Annotated in this window: 19 protein-coding genes and 1 pseudogene; 12 read left to right on the plus strand and 8 right to left on the minus strand. The window is 65.4% G+C overall.

Features of this window, described 5'->3' with window-relative positions; translation table 11 throughout:
• Positions 1–502 precede the first annotated feature (502 nt).
• Positions 503–1,411: an alpha/beta fold hydrolase gene (locus PMN64_RS33985; protein ID WP_411783848.1), complete on the plus strand. Its 909-nt coding sequence runs from the start codon at positions 503–505 to the stop codon at positions 1,409–1,411.
• 7 nt (positions 1,412–1,418) lie between these two features.
• Positions 1,419–2,297: an efflux RND transporter periplasmic adaptor subunit gene (locus PMN64_RS33990; protein ID WP_411783849.1), complete on the plus strand. Its 879-nt coding sequence runs from the start codon at positions 1,419–1,421 to the stop codon at positions 2,295–2,297.
• 176 nt (positions 2,298–2,473) lie between these two features.
• Here PMN64_RS33990 and PMN64_RS33995 read toward each other — a convergent pair whose 3' ends face one another.
• Positions 2,474–3,325 (minus strand): caspase domain-containing protein, encoded by an 852-nt coding sequence (locus PMN64_RS33995; RefSeq protein ID WP_411783850.1) that lies wholly within the window; start codon positions 3,323–3,325, stop codon positions 2,474–2,476.
• 372 nt (positions 3,326–3,697) lie between these two features.
• On the opposite strand from PMN64_RS33995, the gene PMN64_RS34000 reads away from it, so the two are divergent.
• The 9 genes from PMN64_RS34000 to PMN64_RS34040 all read left to right on the plus strand — a co-directional run bounded on the left by PMN64_RS34000 (position 3,698) and on the right by PMN64_RS34040 (position 15,990).
• Entirely contained in the window at positions 3,698–5,425 is a 1,728-nt protein-coding gene (locus PMN64_RS34000) for a hypothetical protein (RefSeq protein ID WP_411783859.1), read from the plus strand.
• A gap of 253 nt (positions 5,426–5,678) precedes the next feature.
• On the plus strand, positions 5,679–6,404 hold the full coding sequence (locus PMN64_RS34005) for a thermonuclease family protein (RefSeq protein ID WP_411783851.1): 726 nt from the start codon (positions 5,679–5,681) through the stop codon (positions 6,402–6,404).
• A gap of 180 nt (positions 6,405–6,584) precedes the next feature.
• Entirely contained in the window at positions 6,585–7,418 is an 834-nt protein-coding gene (locus PMN64_RS34010; protein ID WP_411783852.1) for an LssY C-terminal domain-containing protein, read from the plus strand.
• Positions 7,419–7,671: 253 nt separating this feature from the next.
• The gene (locus PMN64_RS34015; protein WP_028343639.1) at positions 7,672–8,856 is read left to right on the plus strand and encodes a pyridoxal-phosphate-dependent aminotransferase family protein; all 1,185 of its coding nucleotides are present in this window, start codon (positions 7,672–7,674) and stop codon (positions 8,854–8,856) included.
• A gap of 263 nt (positions 8,857–9,119) precedes the next feature.
• Entirely contained in the window at positions 9,120–9,428 is a 309-nt protein-coding gene (locus PMN64_RS34020) for a GIY-YIG nuclease family protein (protein WP_038385767.1), read from the plus strand.
• A 283-nt stretch (positions 9,429–9,711) separates the two neighbouring features.
• Positions 9,712–10,764 carry an ABC transporter ATP-binding protein gene (locus PMN64_RS34025; RefSeq protein WP_411783860.1) on the plus strand — a complete coding sequence of 351 codons (1,053 nt, stop codon included), beginning with the start codon at positions 9,712–9,714 and terminating at the stop codon, positions 10,762–10,764.
• 22 nt (positions 10,765–10,786) lie between these two features.
• Positions 10,787–11,851, plus strand: a complete 1,065-nt coding sequence (locus PMN64_RS34030) for an ABC transporter substrate-binding protein (protein WP_411783853.1) — start codon at positions 10,787–10,789, stop codon at positions 11,849–11,851.
• Between the two features lie 125 nt (positions 11,852–11,976).
• Positions 11,977–13,698 carry an ABC transporter permease gene (locus PMN64_RS34035; protein ID WP_411783854.1) on the plus strand — a complete coding sequence of 574 codons (1,722 nt, stop codon included), beginning with the start codon at positions 11,977–11,979 and terminating at the stop codon, positions 13,696–13,698.
• Positions 13,699–13,881: 183 nt separating this feature from the next.
• Positions 13,882–15,990 carry a S9 family peptidase gene (locus PMN64_RS34040; RefSeq protein WP_411783855.1) on the plus strand — a complete coding sequence of 703 codons (2,109 nt, stop codon included), beginning with the start codon at positions 13,882–13,884 and terminating at the stop codon, positions 15,988–15,990.
• A 188-nt stretch (positions 15,991–16,178) separates the two neighbouring features.
• On the opposite strand, the gene PMN64_RS34045 is transcribed toward PMN64_RS34040, so the two are convergent.
• The 3 genes from PMN64_RS34045 to PMN64_RS34055 all read right to left on the minus strand — a co-directional run bounded on the left by PMN64_RS34045 (position 16,179) and on the right by PMN64_RS34055 (position 19,547).
• Positions 16,179–16,898 carry a ribonuclease activity regulator RraA gene (locus tag PMN64_RS34045; RefSeq protein WP_028343634.1) on the minus strand — a complete coding sequence of 240 codons (720 nt, stop codon included), beginning with the start codon at positions 16,896–16,898 and terminating at the stop codon, positions 16,179–16,181.
• Between the two features lie 101 nt (positions 16,899–16,999).
• The gene (gene araD / locus PMN64_RS34050) at positions 17,000–18,739 is read right to left on the minus strand and encodes an L-arabinonate dehydratase (RefSeq protein WP_411783856.1); all 1,740 of its coding nucleotides are present in this window, start codon (positions 18,737–18,739) and stop codon (positions 17,000–17,002) included.
• Positions 18,740–18,914: 175 nt separating this feature from the next.
• Positions 18,915–19,547: a response regulator transcription factor gene (locus PMN64_RS34055; RefSeq protein WP_018269422.1), complete on the minus strand. Its 633-nt coding sequence runs from the start codon at positions 19,545–19,547 to the stop codon at positions 18,915–18,917.
• Between the two features lie 153 nt (positions 19,548–19,700).
• Here PMN64_RS34055 and PMN64_RS34060 point away from each other — a divergent pair, with 153 nt between their 5' ends.
• Entirely contained in the window at positions 19,701–20,009 is a 309-nt protein-coding gene (locus tag PMN64_RS34060; RefSeq protein ID WP_411783857.1) for a hypothetical protein, read from the plus strand.
• Positions 20,010–20,144: 135 nt separating this feature from the next.
• Here PMN64_RS34060 and PMN64_RS34065 read toward each other — a convergent pair whose 3' ends face one another.
• From PMN64_RS34065 to PMN64_RS34080, 4 genes and pseudogenes are all read right to left on the minus strand, one after another.
• A complete protein-coding gene (locus PMN64_RS34065; RefSeq protein WP_028343631.1) occupies positions 20,145–20,462 on the minus strand; it encodes a hypothetical protein in 318 nt (105 codons plus the stop codon).
• A 3-nt stretch (positions 20,463–20,465) separates the two neighbouring features.
• A complete protein-coding gene (locus PMN64_RS34070) occupies positions 20,466–21,323 on the minus strand; it encodes a CheR family methyltransferase (RefSeq protein ID WP_411783858.1) in 858 nt (285 codons plus the stop codon).
• A gap of 37 nt (positions 21,324–21,360) precedes the next feature.
• A complete protein-coding gene (locus tag PMN64_RS34075) occupies positions 21,361–21,750 on the minus strand; it encodes a PleD family two-component system response regulator (RefSeq protein ID WP_018269419.1) in 390 nt (129 codons plus the stop codon).
• 43 nt (positions 21,751–21,793) lie between these two features.
• Positions 21,794–21,903, minus strand: a pseudogene (locus tag PMN64_RS34080) (chemotaxis protein CheW); the annotation flags it as partial.

The raw sequence follows: 21,903 nt of genomic DNA on the forward strand, positions 1-21,903 counted from the left end.
TCAAGCGCCAAGGACCCAACGGCTTCCCGCCCACCCACATCCTGACAGACTTCCAAGACACAGGGACCCATAACCACAGGGTGAAATTGCTGCGCGACGCTGTGGCCCCAGCGAACTCCCACATGCAAAGCGGTGGTTATGGGTCCCTGCTTCCGCAGGGACGACACCGGAGATGAGGCGCCGTCCTGATTCGATTATCAAACAGCCGAGGGGAGAACACACGCTCGCATCCTCGCGACGCCACCGCGCCCGAGTCATGCGATCAGCGCACGCCGTCGCACGCGCCGCCAGGTGATTTGGGGACAACAGCTGCCCTTGCTTTCATGTCCGCGAAATCTCGCGAACCTTAAATCACCATCCAGTGAATCGGGTTGCCTCCCCAATCACGATCACACCCCCTCTCGCCCCTTCCAGGAATAACCCATCCCCCGCCTCGCTCGCGTCATGACGGACGCGTGCGAACGCGCGTCCGGCGATAACAAGAACAAGCAGGATGGGTTTGATGACGGGTTTGGATGGGACGCACGCGGCGTCGGTGGTGGCGCTGCATTGCTCACTGGGGTCGGGACGGCAATGGACCAAGCTTGCGGCCGCGCTCGGCGGCGACAGGTTCATGGCGCCGGATATTTCCGGCTATGGCGTTGCCGCCTGCGGGCGCGACTGGCCGCGGACGCTGGATGGCGAGATCGCGCGGCTCGAGCCCTGGCTCGCCAAGGCCGACGGGCCGATCCATCTGATCGGGCATTCCTATGGCGGGGCGATCGCGTTTCGGCTGGCGACCACGTCGCCTTATGCGCAGCACGTTCGCAGCCTGACGCTGATCGAGCCGGTGCTTCCCACGTTGCTTCGCGATACGCCCGCCGACGCGCGGCTGTATGATCGCTTCGCGCGGATCGCGCAGGTCGTCTCAAAGGACATTGTCGACGGCGCGGTGCTGGAGGCGGTCGAGGCGTTTACCGCGTTCTGGGCCGGCTCCGGCCCGCGCGAGCAGTTCTCGCCGAGCGGCCGGCTGCGGATGATCGAGCAGGCCGAAAAGCTGCCTTGCGATTTCAACGCCGCGCTCGATCTTGACGGGGCGGCGGAAGCCGCGCGTGCGTTGAAGGTGCCGACGCTGCTGCTGTCGGGCGGGCTGTCGCCCTATGTGACGCAGCGCATTGTTGCAAAACTCGCCGCGCTGATCGATGGCGCCGAGCTGCGGCATCTGCCGGCCGCCGGCCACATGCTGCCGGTGACGCATGCCGATCGGGTCAACCCGGAAATCCTGCGGCACATCTGGCGCGCCCAGGAGCTGGCGAATTTGGAGCTGGCGAAGCTGGAGCTGGCGGCGGATACCGGGCCGGCCGACGCGGCGCAGCCGGCTGGCTCGGCCAGGCGGCATCTGGTATTCAGGAGGCCCTCATTTTGGGAATAGTTTGCCGATGATTTTGCCTCGCACGCGCGCCTCAGCCCTCGCCGCCTCCGCGCTGCTCGCGCTCGCGGCCTCTCCTGCATCTGCCGCGGGCGAGGCCGACGCCGTGCCGAAGGGCGCGGCGGTGACGGTGTTGAAGGCCGCAAAGTTCTGCTTCGGCAATATCGTCGAGGTCTCCGGCATCGTGCTGCCGCGCGATGAGCAGCAGATCCGGCCCGAGCGGTTCGGCTTGAAGGTGGCGGAGGTGTTGGTCGATCCCGGCGACACCGTCACCGCCGGCCAGGTGCTGGCGAAGCTGACCGACGGCGCCAACTCGGTCAACGTCACGGCGCCGGTGGCGGGCACGATCTCGGCGTCGTCGGCGATCGTCGGCGCGCCGGCATCGGGCAAGGACGCGCTGTTCTCGATCATCGCCAAGAGCGAGTACGATCTGGTCGGCATGGTGCCGACCCGCGACATCGCCAAGTTGAAGACCGAGCAGACGGCGCAGCTCAAGATCCTCGGCGCCGGCGATCTCGACGGCAAGGTGCGGCGGATCGCGCCGACCGTCGAGCCGAACAGCCAGCTCGGCCAGGTGTTCATCGGCATCGGCGCGAACAAGCGGCTGCTGGTGAATTCGTCCGGCCGCGCCCAGATCAAGACCGGGCAAAGCTGCGGCGTCGCGGTGCCGCTGACCGCGATCCTCTATTCCACCGCCGGCACCGTGGTGCAGGTGGTGCGCGGCGGCCGCGTCGAGACGCGGCGGGTCGAGACCGGATTGATGTCGGCGGGACAGGTCGAGATCCGCGACGGCATCCAGGAAGGCGACATCGTCGTCGCCCGCGCCGGCGCGCTGCTGCGCGAGGGCGATCCGGTGCGGCCGGTGGGTGCGAGCGCGGATGCGAAGTAGGTGCGTAGGCGACGCCACACTGACAGTGTCGTCCCGGGCAAGCGAAGCGCGACCCGGGACCCATAACCACCAATGTGAATTGTCTGAAGAGCTGTGGCCACAGCGCGCTTCAACAATGCGGCCCTGTGGTTATGGGTCCCGGCTTTCGCCGGGACGACGTGGGGAAAGAGCTAGGCTCAGCCGCCGAGCTTGATGTCTTCCAGCAGCGAGGACGACACGCTCGGCACCTGCTCGCCTTCGCTGGCGCGCGAGATCGCGACGCGGGTCTTGTTGAAGGCGGTTTCGGCGCCGGCCTGGGCGTTGAGGTTGTTGAGCAGCTCGGAGACCAGCACGCTGTTCGGCGCCTTGCTGTCGTCGGCGACCTTGCCCGGCGTCGCCGAGCTCAGCACGATGGTGTTCTCCGGCGGGCTGATCGGCGCGAGACCGTGCGAGAACGCGCGGAAGCGGCGCTCATAGGGATTGCGGCGCGAGGCGTCGAGCACGACGAGCTTGGCCTTGGCGCCGCGCTCCTTCATCGCATCGAGCACGGACTCGACGCTGACGCCGGTGCGCTTGACGTCGGCTTCCTTCCAGATCGTGGCGTCGACCGGGATCATGTAACTCTCGCGGCCGACCTGCACGCCGTAGCCGCCGAAGAACAGCAACACGACGGTGTCGGGGCGGATCTTGGCCTTCATGCGCTCGACCGCGCGGAACATGTCGTCCTTGGTCGCATCCTCGACCACGTCGACGTCAAAGCCCTCGCGGCGCAGCGCCGTCGACAAGGTGCGGGCATCGTTGATCGGCTGGGCCAGCGGCGCCGCGGCGTCCGGGTAGTGGCCGTTGCCGATGATCAGCGCGAGACGGGAGGTGCCGGTCGGAATGCTGCCGGTCTGCTCTGAGGTGACGGCTCCGACCGCCCCCTTGGCGACATCGAGCGTCCGCTTGTTGAGCGCGGCATGGGCGCCAATCGCCAGCGACACCGTGCCGGCCACCGCCACGCAGACGGCGATGGTGCGGCGGGAAATGCGAAGCTGCCTAAGGTCCATAGCGTTCCTAAGTCCCAATTCTTATCCCGATGGCGCTCAAGCGAAGATCGCGCCAGTTAGTCGCGTCAAAGACGTTCAGGTTTAATGGGGTTGAGGTGTGTGTGCCGTTGAATTGAACTCAATTTGCGGCGCCGCAACAAACGCTCCTTTAACCCGGACGGCCGCTCGGGGCAACCCGAATTGCCGCATGCTGCCGCCCGGCAGAGGCCATTGACGCCGTTAAAATCCCGTTACGTGATCTTAGTCACATTTGTGTTTTGTAGGGATTCATGTAGCTTTCCAAAGGCTTGCGAGTTTGGGGCAGAGCGACTGGAAACACCGTCGGGCGGCGGCGTTAACCGGTTCCTCGGGAAAGGGGATTCTTTGAGCTTCTTGGGCCTTCACGAGATCGCAGGCGCGGTGTGCCGGTCGCTGACCGTCAAGAAGGACGGCCCGTCGCTGTACGAGGTCTGCGACCCCGTGCTGCAGGCCTATCGCGGCGGCGATGCCCATCTCGGCAAATTCTACCGGACCGCACTCGGCAACCCGCCACTGCGCGCGCTGCTCCGCCGCACCGGCCTGCCCGCGCTCAACGATCCCGACCGCCTCGCCGGCCTGCGCGCGGCGCTCACCGCGGCGCGCGACGTCGCGGCGCCGGACTGGGCCGCGATCGGCACGCCCGTCGCAGCGTTGATGGACGGTATCGGCGTGCGCCACCCAGCCCCGCCGCCCGCGACCGCACCTAGCCGCCCGCCGGAGATCGCCGAGATCGACCGCGTGATCCGCCTGACCGGCGCGCATCTGTTGCGCTCGTTCGGCAGGAACGGCTTCATCCCGACCTATGCCGCCTTCAATTTGATCGGCGACCCCGACGTCGGCGGGCGCGAGTTGCTGATGGCGCTGACCGGGCTGAACGCACGCGGCTACAAGAACTCGACCTTGCTGTTCAATCTGGCGCGCATCTTCATCGCGCATTCGCCGGCGCGCGCGCTGATCAACCCGGCCTGGCGCGGCATCGCCGAGCCGATGTGGGAGCCGGTGCAGATCCGCCACCGCTCGGCCTATTACGATGCCTTCTTCACCGAGGCGCTGCTCGGCTTCGTCGAGACGGGGCTCGCCGCGCCGGATGAAGCGAGCGCTGCGCGGCGCGCGATCGCCGACATGGTGGACTTTTGCCTCAAGACCAGCGCCGAGGAGGTGCCGTCGCATGACGGCTCGACGGTGAAGGTCATCACCGCGTTGGCGCCGGGGAGGCATCCGCGCTTCTCGCGCTTCTTCGCCCAGATCAAGCAGGATCTCGGCTTCGGCATCTATGTGCCGGACTGCGACACCACGGCGTGCTCGTTCTCGGCCGCGACCCAGGCCGGCTCCGACGATCCGATCTTGCAGCAGCCGCTGCTCGACTTCTACCGCGGCTACCAGGTGCGATCAGGCGCCAACGAGCCGCGCGTCACCGTGCCACTCAACGACAACATCGACTACGAGGGCGGCGTCGTCACCTGGATCGACAACCTCGCCGGCGAGCGGCCCTACGGCAACGACCTCGATCCGACGCTGAATCTCGACATCCTCGAGGTCTCGTTCCGCAACCTCGCCCGCTGGCAGATCATCGAAACGCCGCAGCGGCTGGAGACGGTGCATCGCATCATCGCCTTCCAGAAGAATCTGGTCGAAAGCGGCGCGTTCAAAAATCCGCGCTCGCACATCTATTATCTGCCCGAGCTCTATTCGGCCTATTTCGGCCGCTGCTATGCCGCCTTCGTCGCGCTGCCGCTGGCGGCGCAGCGCATCATCGATCCCGGCAACGTGTTCGCACTGATCCGCGCCCGCGTGCTCGGCTATGTCACGCACGAGCTGATCGCCCACGAGATGAACCCGTTCGACGCCGCGCTGGCGCTGATGGCGCTGGCGCATCTCGGCGCCGAGGTCTCGACCTTCACGCCGGCGCTGCACTGCATCGTGCAGGGCCTCGGCGAGGGCGGCCGCAAGGGGCCCTACCGGGCCTATGAGTGGAATAAGATGAAGACGCCGACCCGCATCCTGGTCGGCGGGCCGGAGGTGACCTCGGCTTTCGTGCTGATGGCGCTTGCGCTGGCGAAGCGACGAATGGCCGCGGTGTAGGTGTAGGATGGGTAGAGCGCAGCGAAACCCATCAATATTGTCCGCGTCGTGAGATGATGGGTTTCGCTACGCTCTACCCATCCTACGAACCGACGAAGACGAACGGCGCATTGATAGCCGGATGACGCGAAGTTGAAACTGGCGGAAACGCAACAGCACTGGCACGGTTGCCCAATTGCCCGCACAATCGTTGGGCACTGACCACTGCACGCCAAAAGCCATTTGAACGATAAGAACCTGGCCGGGAACGCCGATGTTCAAGACGCTGCTCACCGCGGGCCTGCTGCTCTCGCTGCCGACGCTGGCTGCCGCCGCCGACATCACCGGCGTGCCGAAGATCCGCGACGGCGACCAGCTCATGATCGGCAGCGTCCGCATCCGGCTCGCAGGCATCGACGCGCCGTCGACCGACCAGCTCTGCCTCAACACCAAGGGCGAGCGCTGGACCTGCGGCGTCGCCGCGCGCGACGAGCTGATCAAGCATGCCGGCAGCAAGAGCTGGACCTGCCACGCCCGCTCGGTCGATCGCCGCGGCCGCACCATCGCGCGCTGCGAGGTCGACGGCGAGGACATCCAGAAATGGCTGGTCGCGAGCGGCTGGGCGCTGGCCTACACCCGCGCCTCGCATGACTACGAAGCCGACGAGAAGGCCGCGCGTGAGGCAAAAGCCGGGATGTGGCAGGGCGCCTTCATCGCGCCGTGGGACTGGCGGGTGCGCAACAAGAAGACCACCGTGCTCGGCGCGGTGAAGCCGCCGGATGGCGCCAACGCGATCCTGCTCGCCTCGGCCTCCGGCCCGGTGGCGCCCTCGCCCGACTGCACCATCAAGGGCAACGTCAACCGCTCCGGCGAATGCATCTTTCACCAGCAGACCAGCCGCTGGTACGCCAAGATCGAAATGAAGATCAGCAAGGGCACGCGCTGGTTCTGCTCGGTCGAGGAGGCCGAGGCCGCCGGCTGCCGCGAGACGCGGCGCTGACACCTGATGGAATGAGATTGACGTGCAGCCGCCACGGCAGTCTGCTCCCTCTCCCGCTTGCGGGGGAGGGCTGGGGTGGGGGTCTCGCCACGAATCATATTCCGGAGATAACCCCCACCCGGATCGCATCTTCGATGCGATCCGACCTCCCCCGCAAGCGCGAGAGGTGAAGGGAACGCGATGACCGATACCGGGGTCAATCAGCAGAAGCCACGCCGGCGCAGCCGCCTCCGGCAAGCGCAGATGTCATTGCTGTTCGTCCTGGCGATCTACCTGATCGCGGCCTATCTGCTGCTGCCGGCGCTGTGGACGCATTACGAGCATCAGAAGGGTCTCGCCAATCTGCCGATGGTGACGCGTACCGCGCAGGGCATTCCCGGCGATCCGATGAATGTCGGGCTGATCGGCGACAAGAGGGACGTGGTCTGCGCGATGCACGAGGCGGGCTGGTTTCCGGCCGATCCGGTGACGCTGAAATCGTCGATCGAGATCGTGGGCAGCGTGCTGCTCGATCGTCCCTACAAGGATGCGCCGGTGAGCAACCTGTTCTATCTCGACCGCCGCGAGGATCTTGCCTTCGAGCGGCCCGTCGGATCGAGCGCGGATCGCCGCAACCATGTCCGGTTCTGGAGGGTGCTCGATCAGGGCGAGGAGAAGCGTCCGGTGTGGCTGGGCGCTGCGACGCTCGACCGCAGCGTCGGCATCAGCCACTACACCGGCGCGGTGACGCATCACATCGCGGCCGATCTCGACGCCGAACGCGCGCTGCTCGCCACGGACCTCGAGTCCGCCGGCATGGCCACCGCGAAATATCAGGTGACCGGCATCGGCCCGACCTTCAACGGCCGCAATGGCGGCGGCGATCCCTATTACACCGACGGCGAAATCTGGGTGCTGCGGCTGGTCGAGGCCTGCCGCAAGAACCACGGCACCGTCGAGCAGCTCCCGAGCCCCGCCGCGACCGAGTTCAAGGACCAGGTCTGGCGCGCGGTCGTCGAAGCGATCGGCAAATAGGGGCTAAATCGTGATGAGACGGGGTTGAGTCGCCATCGCGCATTAGCTCATTGTTGAGCATGATCTCCGCGCAAACGCCATGCGTTTGTCGCGGGGGAAAACCGCTTCGCACTTTTCCGGATCATGCTGCCCCGCGGTTTTGGAAACGCTGGATTGCTTCGTCCTGCTCGCAATCGAAGCCGCGATGGAATATTCTCTGCGCCTGATCCCTCACACGCATGATTTGCGCGCTTTATCCAAAAGGAACAGGACGATGACCGTTCGCGCGGGCCGGGAATTTCTGGCCATCCCCGGGCCCACCACGATGCCCGATCAGGTGCTGCAGGCCATGCACCGCCCGGCGCTCGACATCTACTCCAACGAGATGGTCGAACTGACTGAGAGCCTGCTGCGCGACCTCTCGAGGCTGTTCGCCACCCAGGGCAAGTCCTACATCTACATCTCAAACGGCCACGGCGCCTGGGAGGCGACGCTCTCCAACGTGCTGTCGCGCGGCGACAAGGTGCTGGTGCTGGAGAGCGGGCGCTTCGCGATCGGCTGGGGCCAGGCCGCGGCCGCGATGGGCGCCGAGGTCGAGGTGCTGAAGGGCGACTGGCGCCGGGCGATCCGTCCGGCCGAGGTCGAGGAGCGGCTGCGGCGCGACAAGGAGCACACCATCAAGGCAATCCTGGTGGTGCAGGTCGACACCGCGTCAGGCGCCTATAACGACATCGAGGCGATCGGCAAGGCGATCAAGGCCGCCGGCCATCCTGCATTGTACATGGTCGACACCGTGGCCTCGCTCGGCTGCATGCCGTTCGAGATGGACAAATGGTATGTCGACGTCGCGATGTCGGGCTCGCAGAAAGGCCTGATGACGCCGCCTGGCCTGGGCTTCGTCGCCGCCAACGACCGCGCCTGGGACGCCCACAAGAAAGCCGATCTGCGCACGCCCTATTGGGACTGGACCGAGCGCGAGGGCTCGGAGCACTACCGCAAATATGCCGGCACCGCGCCCGTGCATCTGCTGTTCGCACTGCGCGAGGCGATCAACATGCTGCACGCCGAAGGCCTGGAGAATGCGCATCTGCGGCATCGGCTGCTCGGCGAAGCCGTGCGCCGCGCAGTCGCGGTCTGGGCCGAGGGACAGGTGCTCGGCTTCAACATCACTGAGCCCGCCGAGCGTTCCAACACGGTGACGACGGTGACCGTGAAGGGCGCCGACCCCGCCGCGATCCAGCGCTACGCTAAGGAGAAATGCGGCGTGGTGCTCGGCACCGGCATCGGCGATTTGCAGGGCCAGGCCTTCCGCATCGCGCATATGGGCCACGTCAACGCGCCGATGATCCTCGGCACCCTCGGCGTCGTCGAGGTCGCGCTGACAGCGCTGAACATCCCGCACGGCAAGGCCGGCGCCGACGCCGCCATCCAATGGCTCGGCGAGAACGTGAAGGCGTAGGCTGAGGCGGCCTCAGGTGTTAGACCCGTCATCCTGAGGAGCCGCGCCTTGCGCGGCGTCTCGAAGGATCGACGGCCGAGCTTTCGCCGCGAGCGAATCGGAGTGCGCGGAAGTGGCCGGGCCGTGCATCCTTCGAGGCTCGCTCCGCTCGCACCTCAGGATGACGGGATCGAGGTCGCGGAAAGGATAGATGCCTATCCTATTGACCGTGACTACGCTTGCCGCATGATCAATCCGTGCATTGCGCGCGCGGGACTGGTGAAATGGGCATCTACGTCTACATGCTTCGCTGCGCCGACAACTCGTTCTATGTCGGCAGCGCTACGGGCGACGATCTCGCGCCGCGCATCGGACAGCACAACACGGGTGCCTTCCCAGGCTATACCTACAATCGGCGACCAGTGGTCCTCGTCTGGTCAGAGTATTTCGATCGCGTCACTGACGGTATCGCTGCGGAACGGCAGATCAAGGGCTGGAGTCGAGCGAAGAAGGAAGCTCTGATTCGGTCGGATTGGGCCACGATCAGCCGACTGGCTCATCGACGCAGAACGACCCCTTCCCCGTCATCCTGAGGAGGCCGCGGAGCGGCCATCTCGAAGGATCGACGGCCGAGTTGCCGCCGCGAGAGAATCGGAGCACGCCGCGATATCTGGACCGTGCATCCTTCGAGACGCGCGCAAGGGCGCGCTCCTCAGGATGACGGAAGAGTGGTCGGGGATAACGCAACGAAAAGGTGCCACGACTTTTTGACGGGGCACGAACACTTTCCGTCGTCATCATTTTCCGCTTTACTGCCGGCAACAGCCGGGCACGGATCCCTGCGACACAACAAAATGGAGGGACCGCTTGGCATCGGTGGAATTGCGCGGCCTGGTCAAGCGGTTTGGATCGTTTGTCGCGGTTGATGATGTTTCGCTCACGATCGATCATGGCCAGCTGGTCTGTCTGCTCGGACCGTCCGGCTGCGGCAAGACCACGACGCTGCGGCTGATCGCCGGGTTCCTCGAACCATCCGACGGCGAGATCCGCGTCGGCGACCGCGCGGTGTCGTCGAAGGCGCGCACGCTGCCGCCCGAGCAGCGCAACATGTCGATGATCTTCCAGAGCTACGCGCTGTGGCCGCATATGACGGTGGCGGAGAACATCGTCTACGGCCTGCGCTTGCGCAAAATGGATCGCGACACCATCGCCAAAAAGCTCGCCGCGATCCTGGCCACAACCAAGCTGGAACCGCTGGCACAGCGTTATCCGGGCGAGCTCTCCGGCGGCCAGCAGCAGCGTGTTGCGCTGGCGCGCGCGCTGATCGTCGGCCCTGAGACGCTGCTGCTCGACGAACCCTTGTCCAATCTCGACGCCAATCTGCGCGAGGAGATGCGGTTCGAGATCCGCCGCCTGCACGACGAATATCGCTACACCACGGTCTACGTCACCCACGACCAGTCCGAGGCGATGACCACAGCCGACCTGATCGCGGTGATGAATGCCGGCAAGATCGACCAGCTCGGCGCGCCTGAGGACATCTACGCGCGGCCGGAATCCGAATTCGTCGCGCGCTTCATCGGCGCCGCCAATGTGATCAAGGGCACCGCGCGCGATGCGAACCACGTGGAGTTCGCCGGTGCAACGCTCGAGGTGGTCGGCGCCACGCTGACGGCCGGCCAGAGCGCGCCGGTCGCGATCCGCCAGCATGAGATCCAGCTCGCGACGCAAGCACCCATCGCGCAGCAGAACACACTCAAAGCCATCGTGACGCGGCAGGTCTATCTCGGCATGAATCGCGACTACATGGTGGAAACCGCTGACGGTACATCGCTGCGGGTGACCACGCCGACGGAAACCGCGGTCGAGAAGGGCAGCGAGGTGTGGCTGACCTTGCCGCCCGCGCGCTGCCGGGCGCTCGGCCGATAACAACAAGAAACGGAGCGACGCGATGCGGAAGCCGGTTTCCAGACGCGATGTCCTGAAAGGCTCCGCGGCGCTTGCGGTCGGCACGGTGTTCGCTTCGCCGGCGCGCGCCGCCGCCCCCGCGCCGGTCGCGATCACGCCCGATCTCGTCGCCGCCGCGACCAAGGAAGGCAAGCTCGTGTTCTATTCGTCGATGGACCTGCCGGTCGGCGAAAAGCTCGGCAAGGCGTTCGAGGCCGCCTATCCAGGCATCACCGTGCAGATCGAGCGCTCAGGCTCGGAGCGGCTGTTCCAGCGCGTGGCGCAGGAATTCGATTCCAACATCCACGCCGCCGACGTCGTCAACAGCGCCGATGCCTCGCATTTCATCCCGTGGAAGAAGAGCGGCTGGCTGATGCCGTTCGTGCCCGAAGACGTCGCGAAGCATTTTCCCGACAGTTATCGCGACCCCGACGGCATGGCCGTAACCACGCGGCTATGGCTGTCGTCGATCGCCTACAACACCAATCTGGTGAAGGTGGAGGACGCGCCGAAGAGCTTTGCCGACCTGCTCGACCCGAAGTGGATGGGCAAGATGGTGAAGGGCCATCCGGCCTATAGCGGCACCATCATGACCACGACGTTCCAGATCGTGCGCGAGCTCGGCTGGCCGTATCTGGAGAAACTCGCAAAACAACGCGTGATGCAGGTGCAGTCCTCGACCGATCCGCCGAAAAAGCTCTCGCTCGGCGAGCGCGCTGTGATGGCCGACGGCAATGAGTATGGCATCGTGCTCCTGAAGGAAGCCGGACAACCGGTCGAGCCGGTCTATCCGACCGAGGGCACGCCGACGATCTCGGGGCCGACAGGCATCTTCGCCGGTGCGCCGCATCCGAACGCCGCAAAGCTGTTCCAGGCCTGGCTGCATACCCGCGAGACCCAGCAATTCTTCGTCGACTTCACCGGCCAATATTCGCTGCACGCCCAGGTGCAGCCGAAGGCCGGCCGGCGCAAGCTTTCCGACATCAAGCTGATGAAAGAGGACCCGGCGGGGGTGGAAGCGATGACCGAAGAGATCAAGACGCGCTATGCGCGGCTGTTCAAAGTCTAGGACCCTCATGGTGAGGAGGCGCGAAGCGCCGTCTCGAACCATGCGGCCCCACTGGTGGCCTCGTCCTTCGAGACGCGCGTTCCGCGCTCCTCAGGATGAGGGGATAGAATGGATGCGCGGATAAGATGACCACAACCATCACCACCTCCCCGGCCCCAAGCTCCCGCATCGACTGGACACGCCCGGTGCTGTGGCTGTTCGCGGCAGTGCTCATCCTGCTGATCCTGCTGCCGCTGTCGTGGCTCGCGGTGTTTGCCTTCACCGACAAGAGCCGGCATCCGACGCTGCAGAACTTCGTCACGCTGTTCAGCAATCCGGATTTCCTCGATCCGCTGCTGACGACTGCGATCATCGCGACGACGTCGGCGCTGATCTGCTGCGTCGTTGCGGCGCCGCTGAGCTGGCTGGTGTCGCGCACCGACATGCCGGGGCGGCAGACCATCCGCGCACTGGTGACGGCCTCGTTCGTGACGCCGCCGTTTCTCGGCGCGGTCGCCTGGGAATTGCTGGCGGCGCCAAACTCCGGGCTGCTGAACCAGCTCTACCGGCTGTTCGCGGGCGAAGATGCCGACGCGCTGTTCAACATCTATTCGATGACCGGGATCATCTTCGTGATCTCCTGCTACACGTTTCCGTTCGTGTTCGTGTTGGTGGCCAATGCGCTCGACACCATGCCGGGCGAGCTCGAGGACGCCTCCGCGATCCTCGGCGGCAATGCCTGGACCACGGCGCGAAGGGTGACGATCCCGCTGGCGCTGCCCGCGCTGGTCGCAGGCGCCCTGATTGCGTTCCTGCAGGCGATGACGCTGTTCGGCTCACCGGCGATCCTGGCACTGCCGGCCGGCTTCCACACCATGACCACCAAGATCTGGAGCCTGTTCCAGTATCCGCCGAAGCTCGAGCTCGCGGCCGCCGCCGCGGTGCCGCTGCTGGTGCTGACCATCCTGCTGCTGCAGGGCCAGAAGGCGCTGCTCGGCCGCCGCGGCTATTCGGTGATCGGCGGCAAGTATGGCGCGCCGCGCCGGGTCGAATTGCGCGGCTGGCGCTGGGCCGCGCTCGGCTTCTGCCTCTTGGTGCTGCTCAACCCGGTGTTCCTGCCTTACCTCGCGCTGCTCAACGCCGCATTCTCGCCGAACGCGACCACGCTGGTGACGCCGTCGACGGCGACGCTGCACAACATCGTCTTCGTGTTCACCGAGCTGTCGTCGACCCAGCTCGCGCTCAAGAACACCGTGATCCTCGGCACCGCGACCGCGACGATCGGCACCATCCTCGCGCTCGTCATCGCCTATGTCACGACGCGGAAGGTGATCGCGGGCCACCGCGTGCTCGGCTTCCTCGCCACCGCGCCGGTCGCCGTGCCCGGCATCGTGCTCGGCGTCGGCCTGTTCCTGAGCTACACACGGCCGCCCTTCGTGCTCTACGGCACGCTGTGGATCCTGCTGCTCGCGTTCCTCACCATCAATTTGCCCTCGGCCTATCAGCAATTGCAGGCGGCGTTCTCGACCATCCATCCCGAGCTCGAGGAGGCGAGCCGCATCCTCGGCGCGACGCGGCTGCAGGCGCTGCGCCAGATCACCGCGCCGCTGCTGCGCACCGGCGTGATCGCGACCTGGTGCTTCATCTTCATCGGCGTGATGCGGGAACTGTCGGCGGCGATCGTGCTGTTCACCTCGCAGACCAAGGTGCTGTCGGTCCTGATCTACGACCTCAACGAAGGAGGCGACCTCGCCGCGATCGCGGTGCTCGGCATTGCGATGCTGGTGATCACCTTCGCGGTGGTGCTGGCGGTGAACCGGATTCCGATGTCCGGCGGCAATGCGGGGGCGAGGCTACGGAACGGGTAGCTCCCCCTAACCACGTCGTCATTGCGAGGAGCGAAGCGACGAAGCAATCCATTCTATCCCTTCGCGGAACGATGGATTGCTTCGCTTCGCTCGCAATGACGAGGCAACCAAGGATGCGCGCCCCATCTGGCAATCGCCACATTCATCCTGATATAGAGCGGAACCCCGCACCATGAGGATCGTGTGACCAAACCCGCCACCACAACATCGCCCCCTGTCGCGCCGCGCCGGCCGCATTCCTTCACCACCCACGGCATCACGGTGACGGACGATTATGCGTGGATCAAGGATCCGAAATGGCAGGAGGTGCTGCGCGATCCCTCGATCCTCGATCCCGATATCCGGAGCTATCTCGAAGCCGAGAACGGCTACACCGAGAGCCTGCTCGGCCACACCGACGGCTTGCAGAAGCGGCTGGTCAAGGAGATGCGCGGGCGGATCAAGGAGGACGATTCCAGCGTGCCGTCGCCGGACGGCCCGTTCGCCTATTTCCGCAAGTTCCGCGAGGGCGGTCAGCACGAGCTGTACTGCCGCACGCCGCGCGACGGCGGCGACGCGCATGTCGTGCTCGACGGCGACGCGCTGGCGAAGGACCACAAATATTTCAGGTTCGGCGGCAGCCGGCATTCCAACGATCACCGCCTGCACGCCTGGAGCGCCGACACCAAGGGCTCCGAATATTTCTCGATCCGGGTGCGCGACTGGGCCACCGGCGGCGATCTCGAGGACCTCGTCGAGGAGACCGACGGCGGCGTGGTCTGGGCCGCGGATTCCAAGAGCTTCTTCTACGTCAAGCTCGACGACAATCACCGGCCGATGCAGGTGTGGCGGCACAAGCTCGGCACCAGACAGGCCGACGACACCCTGATCTATGAGGAGCAGGATTCCGGCTGGTTCACCCATCTGCACGAGAGCGCGAGCGGCCGCTTCTGCGTGATCGCGGGCGGCGACCATGAGACCTCCGAGCAGCGGCTGATCGATCTTTCCGATCCCGACGCGCCGCCGCGCCTCGTCGCGGCACGCGAGGAAGGCGTGCAATATTCGATCGCCGACCGCGGCGACGAGCTGTTCATCCTGACCAATGCCGACGATGCCATCGACTTCAAGGTGGTCACCGCGCCGCTTGCCGCGCCCGAACGCAGTAACTGGCGCGACCTGATCCCGTATCGCGAAGGCGTCTATGTGCTCGACGTCGAGCTCTATGCCGGCCACATGGTGCGGCTGGAGCGCGCCAATGCGCTGCCGGCGATCATCATCCGCGACCTCAGGAGCGGCGAGGAGCACGCGATCGCCTTCGACGAAGCGGCCTATTCGCTCGACACCATGGGCGGCTACGAGTTCGACACCACCAACTTACGTTTTGCCTATTCGTCGATGACGACGCCGTCGGAAGTCTATGACTATGACATGGCGACGCGCACGCGGAGCTTACGCAAGCGCCAGGAGATTCCGTCCGGCCACAACCCAGCGGACTACGTCACCACGCGCATCATGGCGACCTCGCATGACGGCGCGCAGGTGCCGGTCTCGATCCTGCATCGCAAGGATTTCGTTCGCGACGGCAAGGCGCCGCTCCTGCTGTATGGTTACGGCTCCTACGGCATGGCGATGCCGGCGTCGTTTGCCGCCAACCGGCTCTCGCTGGTCGACCGCGGCTTTGTCTATGCGATCGCGCATATCCGCGGCGGCGCCGACAAGGGCTGGGGCTGGTATCTCGACGGCAAGCGCGAGAAGAAGACCAACACGTTCGACGATTTCGCCGCCGCCGGGCGCGCGCTGATCGAGGCGAAATATACCGGTGAAAAGCGCATCGTCGGTCATGGCGGCTCGGCGGGCGGCATGCTCATGGGCGCGGTCGCCAACCGCGCCGGCGAGTTCTTCGCCGGCATCGTCGCCGAAGTGCCGTTCGTCGACGTGCTCAACACCATGCTCGACGACACGCTGCCGCTGACGCCGCCGGAATGGCCGGAATGGGGCAATCCGATCGAGAGCGAAAAGGATTTCCGCACCATCCTGTCCTATTCGCCCTACGACAATGTCGCGGCCAAGGACTATCCGGCGATCCTGGCGATGGGCGGGCTCACCGACCCGCGCGTCACCTATTGGGAGCCGGCGAAATGGATCGCGCGGCTGCGCGCCACCATGCGCGGCGGCGGCCCGGTGCTGCTGCGCACCAACATGGGCGCCGGCCACGGCGGCGCCTCCGGCCGCTTCAACCGCCTCGACGAGGTCGCGATCGTCTATGCGTTTGCGCTGTGGGCGGTCGGGATGGCGGACAAGGCGGAGGTGTAGACCTCGTAGCGGGATATCTCCCCTTCGTCGTCCTGGCGAAAGCCAGGACCCATACCGCGTGATCCATCGAGCAAGGAAGTCGCAGTACCACGGCACGCAACGCAACTGGCTGTCTTCGCCAAACTCCTCCCTGTGGTTATGGGTCCCTGCTTTCGCAGGGACGACAGCGGAGGGCGGGGCGAAAAAAGCTACCGCCCCTTCGCCTTCCGCCACGCAGCAAAATCCTTCAGCGTCTGCTCGTCGGTCGCGGGATAGAGCCCGAAGATGCCGCGGCCGTTCTGGACCTGCTCGGTGACGAAATCCTCGAACGCGGTCATCTCGAACGTCTCGTCGGCAATCTCGTCGGCGAGATGCGCCGGGATCACGATGACGCCGTCGCTGTCGCCGAGGATGACGTCGCCTGGAAACACCGGCGCATCGCCGCAGCCGATCGGGACGTTGATCTCGATCGCCTGATGCAGCGTCAGATTGGTCGGCGCGCTCGGGCGATGATGAAAGGCCGGGAAACCGAGGCGCGCGATCTCGGCCGAATCCCGGAAGCCGCCGTCGGTGACGACGCCGGCGCAGCCGCGCTTCATCAGCCGCGTCACCAGGATCGCGCCGGCCGACGCCGCGCGCGCATCCTTGCGGCTGTCCATCACCAGCACCGCGCCCACGGGGCAGTCCTCGATCGCCTTGCGCTGCGGATGCGCGCGATCGCGGAACACCTCGATGGTGTTGAGGTCCTCGCGCGCCGGCATGTAGCGCAGCGTGAAGGCCTCGCCGACCATGGTCGGCTGATCCGGACCGAGCGGATGAACATCCTGGATCATCTGGATGCGGAAGCCGCGCTTGAACAGCGCGGTCGCAACGGTCGCGGTGGAGACGGATTTCAGCTTGTTGCGGGTGGTGTCGCTGAGTTTTGACATAGGATTTTCCGGTTGTCATTCCGGGGCGATGCGTCAGCATCGAACCCGGAATCTTGAGGTTCCGGGTTCACGCTTCGCGTGCCCCGGAACGACGTTGTGAGTCAGTAGATCGACGGCTCGCCGACCGGCTTGCCAAAGCCGGCCTCGAGGAAATCGAAGTCGCAGCCCTCATTGGCCTGCTTGATGTGCTTCGAGAACATCCAGCCATAGCCGCGCTCGAAGCGCGGCTCGGGCTGCTTCCATTCGGCGCGGCGCCTGGCCAGCTCGGCCTCCGGCACATCGAGATTGATGGTGCGCGCGGCGACGTCGAGCGTGATGCGGTCGCCGTTCCGCACCAGCGCCAGCGGGCCGCCGATAAAGGATTCCGGCGAGACGTGCAGGATGCAGGCACCGTAGCTGGTGCCGCTCATCCGCGCGTCCGACAGCCGCACCATGTCGCGCACGCCCTGCTTCACCAGCTTGGTCGGGATCGGCAGCATACCCCATTCAGGCATGCCCGGCCCGCCCTGCGGTCCGGCATTGCGCAGGATCAGCACGTGATCGGCCGTGACGTCGAGGTCGGGATCATCGACCGCCTTCTTCATCGACGGATAGTCGTCGAACACCAGCGCTGGCCCGGTATGCTTGAGGAAACGCGGATCACAGGCGCTTGGCTTGATGACGCAGCCATCGGGCGCGAGATTACCCTTGAGGACCGCGAGCGCGCCCTCCTTGTAGATCGGGTTGTCGACGGTGCGGATCACGTCGTCATTGTGCACTTCGGCGCCTGCGATGTTCTCGCCGAGTGTCTGGCCGGTGACGGTGATGCAGTCGAGATGCAAATGCTGCCTGATCCGGTTCATCAGGCCGGGCAGCCCGCCAGCATAGAAGAAATCCTCCATCAGATAGAGGTCGCCACTCGGCCGCACATTGGCAATCACCGGCACCTTGCGGCTCGCTTTCTCGAAATCATCCAGGGAAATGTCCTGGCCGGCGCGGCGCGCCTGCGCGATGAGGTGAATAATGGCGTTGGTCGAGCAGCCCATCGCCATCGCGACCGTGATCGCGTTCTCGAAGGCCTTGCGGGTCTGGATCTTCTGCGGCGTGAGATCCTCCCACACCATCTCGACGATGCGGCGGCCGGCCTCCGAGCTCATGCGGATGTGGTTGGCGTCGGCCGCGGGGATCGACGAGGCGCCCGGCAGCGTCATGCCGATGGCTTCCGCGATCGCGGTCATCGTCGAGGCCGTGCCCATGGTCATGCAGGTGCCATAGCTGCGGGCGATGCCGGCCTCCATGTCGACCCAGTCCTTGTCGGAGATCTTGCCGGCGCGGCGCTCGTCCCAGTATTTCCAGGCGTCCGAGCCGGAGCCGAGCGTGCGGCCCTTCCAGTTGCCGCGCAGCATCGGTCCGGCGGGCAGGTAGATCGCCGGCAGGTTCATGCTGGTGGCCCCGAGCAGCAGGCCGGGCGTGGTCTTGTCGCAGCCTCCCATCAGCACCACGCCGTCGACCGGGTGACCGCGCAGCAGCTCCTCGGCATCCATCGCCAGCATGTTGCGGTAGAGCATCGTGGTCGGCTTCAACAGCGATTCCGACAGCGACAGCGCCGGCAACTCGAGCGGAAAGCCGCCGGCCATCAGCACGCCGCGCTTGACGTCGTCGACCCGGCTCTTGAAATGCATGTGGCAGGGCTGCGCATCCGACCAGGTGTTGATGATCGCGATCACCGGCCGGTCGCGCCACTCCTCCGGCGCGTAGCCCATCTGCATCGCCCGCGACCTGTGGCCGAAGGCGCGCAGATCATCGGGCGCAAACCACCGCGCGCTGCGCAATTGATCCGGGGTCTTGTTCTTTTTCGTCATCGCCATGTGTCTCGACATTGCTCGCACGCGCGCGGTCCCGGCACGCTTGCCCTGCGTCAGGCATACACTCGATTTTCAGACATGTCGTCCCGCCCCCGGCGCAGACGTGCCGTTCGCTGAACGTGCGCCGCGCGGGCTACGCAACGTGGCAATCGGAACGTCAACCGGCCTTGGCTTATTTTTGCTGCGCCGTCATCACGATGCGGACTAGATCGGCGGCGTTGCGCGCGCCGAGCTTCTTCATGATGTTGGCGCGGTGATCCTCGATCGTGCGCGGACTGATGCCGAGGTGGCGCCCGGCTTCCTTGTTGGAGGCGCCCGCGGTGAACTGCTCGAGCACCTCGCGCTCGCGGCGGGTCAGCGGCTCGCGACCCGGGAAGTGCAGCGCGGCGATCCGCGATGCCGACGTCTCGGCCTGGCGCCTGGTGTAGGCGTCGATCGCCTCGTTCAGGCGGCTCACGATCTCGTTGCCGCGGAACGGCTTCTCGATGAAGTCGAGCGCGCCGTTCTTGATAGCGCTGACCGCCATTGCGATGTCGCCCTGACCGGAGATCATGAAGATCGGCGCCGGATAATCCTCGCCATGCAGCTCTCTCAGGATATCGAGGCCGGATTTGCCGGGAATATGCACGTCGAGCAGGATGCAGGCCGGCGTCCTGCTGCGCGCCACCGCGAGCAATGCCGCGCCGTCCGCAAAGCAGATCACCTTGTAACCAGCGGTCGACAGGACCACTGAAAGCGTCTCGCGAACGGCAGGATCGTCGTCGACTACAAAGATTTCCCCGCGCGGAGCGCCATTCTCAACCATATGCATCGTCCATCAGTGGTGAAGCGTGCTGCCCTGACCGCACAAGAACTAACTAGACCATCTCGATCAATGGACCCGTATTTGTACGGGACGTCCGCTTAACGCACAAGTAGCACCGCGTTCCCTAAAAGTGGGGGCAGTGGAGAAACATGCATGGAAAATGCAGCGGCGGACCGCGTTGCAGTGCGCTTGGACGAGGGCAATGATCCCCCCGGTCTGATCGTGACGGACCTGGTCGCGCTGATTGGCCATGTCCAAGCGAGCCTGCGGCTGATCGAAGCGGCGATTGCGCGCGAAGCCGTGCTGGCCGCGCGGCAGGCCGACGCCGACACCGTCGTTCGCGACGACGTTACCCCGCGCTATCTCACAGCATCTACCGCCCTGAAGGCATGCGATGCCGGCCTCGGCGCGGCGCTCGACCGGCTGCGCGATTCCGGGGCCCCGGCGCGTCTGCTGAACTGACCCGCAACCGACGGTTCGGCCCGATCACCTCGATTGTCCCGACGACGCCCAACCCATCAGGCGACGATCTGTTCCATGCATCGTCCGGATTGGCCGCGGGCCTTGCCCGCCCGGCCGGATCAGGCCTTCTTGACGTCAGGCCCTGGCCCGCTCTTCGTCCGCGGACGATCGTCGCTTGCTCGGCTTGCCCTTGAGGAAGCTGATGTCCATTTCGGTGCCGTTGACGCGGACCAATTCGCAACGGCGATAGGCAAGTCCGGTCGAGGACAGCAGGAGGAAAAACTCCTTCAGGTTGAGCCCCTGAATGGAACCTTCGACCGTCAGCGACGCATCGGTGTCGGAGATGGCATTGAGCTGGCAGTCCCGCCGCCAGGTGCCGTCGATGGCCATGATGCAGACATCGACGCCCCGGCTGAAGGTGACCCGCTCAATGGATTTGCCGTCCTCGGTCATCGCTCAATATCCGACCGCCATGGCAGGCCTAGGCATGGCGAGCCCGCCCCGCACCCCGCTCGGCCGGTACAGGCCACGCCGCTCGGGAAGCGGCTTGAACGTGTCGGTCAGGCCGACCACGGTTTCGGCGGCGCCCAGCACCAGGAAGCCGTCGGCCTCCATCAACCGGGCAAGGCGGTTGAAGATGTTGATCTTGGTGTCCTGATCGAAATAGATCAGCACGTTGCGGCAGAAGATCACATCGAACGTGCCGAGCTGGGCGAAATCGTGCAGCAGATTGAGCTGGCGGTGCTGCACCATCGCACGCAACTCGGGATTGACCTGCCAGAACTCACCCGACTGCTTGAAGTACTTGACCAGCATCTGGATCGGCAGCCCGCGCTGCACCTCGAACTGGCTGTAGATGCCGGCCTTCGACTTCTCCAGCACCTCCTGCGACAGATCGGTCGCGATGATCTCGACGCGCCATCCGGCAAGCGCCGCGCCCATTTCCTTCAGGCACATCGCCAGCGAATAGGGCTCCTGGCCGGTCGAGCCGGCGGCGCACCAGATCCGGACGCTGCGGCGCGCGGCGCGTGCCTTCAGCACCTCCGGCATGATGGTGTCGCGGAAGTGCTCGAACGGCACCTTGTCGCGGAAGAAGAACGTCTCGTTGGTGGTCATGGCCTCGACCACCTGGACGGTGTGCGCGGACGAGCCCGCCTTGATCTTGGCGACCAGGTCGGGGATGCCGGACAGGCCGCTTTTGCGCGCCAGCGGCAGCAGGCGGCTCTCGATCAAATATTGCTTGTCCGCGGACAGATCGAGACCGGACTGGTCCTTCAGGAGCTTACGCAGATACTCGTAGTCGGGGGGCGTCACGGGAGCCTCACAAGGGACTGAATGATGAAACTGGGTGTCAGGCTTCGGCCGAAGCGTCGAGCGCCAGCAGGCCCACTTCCTGGAATTTCGCGATCACGATGTCCTTGTCGAACGGCTTCATGATGTATTCGTTGGCGCCGGCATGCAGCGCCCGCGAGATGTGGTCGATGCCGTTCTCGGTGGTGCAGAACACGACCTTGGGCTGATCTCCGCCGGGCATGCGGCGGAGCTGCACGAGGAATTCGAAGCCGTCCATGACGGGCATGTTCCAGTCGAGCAGCACGGCATCCGGCAGCGCACGCTTGCAGGCTTCGAGCGCGACCGCGCCGTCCTCGGCCTCGATGACGGTGAACTCCATTCCTTCGAGGATGCGGCGCGCGATCTTTCGCACCACGCCGGAATCGTCGACGACGAGACATGTCTTCATGTGTTGGCCTCCTTGTGGAATCCACCGTCTCCGCGGTGGAGTGTTACGCTGCGGCAGCTGTCCTTGGATCGGTCTTGGGCACCAGTTCGAGCACGCGATCGACATCGAGGACGACCATGAGCTGGCCGTCGAGGCGGTGGACGCCGCCGGCGA

Origin of the sequence: Bradyrhizobium sp. UFLA01-814, assembly GCF_046718885.1 — a bacterium.
Classification (GTDB): domain Bacteria; phylum Pseudomonadota; class Alphaproteobacteria; order Rhizobiales; family Xanthobacteraceae; genus Bradyrhizobium; species Bradyrhizobium elkanii.

Coding starts and splice junctions, on each gene's coding strand:
- PMN64_RS33985 (WP_411783848.1), top strand. CDS start 503: ATGACGGGTTTGGATGGGACGCACGCGGCGTCGGTGGTGGCGCTGCAT.
- PMN64_RS33990 (WP_411783849.1), top strand. CDS start 1,419: ATGATTTTGCCTCGCACGCGCGCCTCAGCCCTCGCCGCCTCCGCGCTG.
- PMN64_RS33995 (WP_411783850.1), bottom strand. CDS start 3,325: ATGGACCTTAGGCAGCTTCGCATTTCCCGCCGCACCATCGCCGTCTGC.
- PMN64_RS34005 (WP_411783851.1), top strand. CDS start 5,679: ATGTTCAAGACGCTGCTCACCGCGGGCCTGCTGCTCTCGCTGCCGACG.
- PMN64_RS34010 (WP_411783852.1), top strand. CDS start 6,585: ATGACCGATACCGGGGTCAATCAGCAGAAGCCACGCCGGCGCAGCCGC.
- PMN64_RS34015 (WP_028343639.1), top strand. CDS start 7,672: ATGACCGTTCGCGCGGGCCGGGAATTTCTGGCCATCCCCGGGCCCACC.
- PMN64_RS34020 (WP_038385767.1), top strand. CDS start 9,120: ATGGGCATCTACGTCTACATGCTTCGCTGCGCCGACAACTCGTTCTAT.
- PMN64_RS34030 (WP_411783853.1), top strand. CDS start 10,787: ATGCGGAAGCCGGTTTCCAGACGCGATGTCCTGAAAGGCTCCGCGGCG.
- PMN64_RS34035 (WP_411783854.1), top strand. CDS start 11,977: ATGACCACAACCATCACCACCTCCCCGGCCCCAAGCTCCCGCATCGAC.
- PMN64_RS34045 (WP_028343634.1), bottom strand. CDS start 16,898: ATGTCAAAACTCAGCGACACCACCCGCAACAAGCTGAAATCCGTCTCC.
- araD (WP_411783856.1), bottom strand. CDS start 18,739: ATGACGAAAAAGAACAAGACCCCGGATCAATTGCGCAGCGCGCGGTGG.
- PMN64_RS34055 (WP_018269422.1), bottom strand. CDS start 19,547: ATGGTTGAGAATGGCGCTCCGCGCGGGGAAATCTTTGTAGTCGACGAC.
- PMN64_RS34060 (WP_411783857.1), top strand. CDS start 19,701: ATGGAAAATGCAGCGGCGGACCGCGTTGCAGTGCGCTTGGACGAGGGC.
- PMN64_RS34065 (WP_028343631.1), bottom strand. CDS start 20,462: ATGACCGAGGACGGCAAATCCATTGAGCGGGTCACCTTCAGCCGGGGC.
- PMN64_RS34075 (WP_018269419.1), bottom strand. CDS start 21,750: ATGAAGACATGTCTCGTCGTCGACGATTCCGGCGTGGTGCGAAAGATC.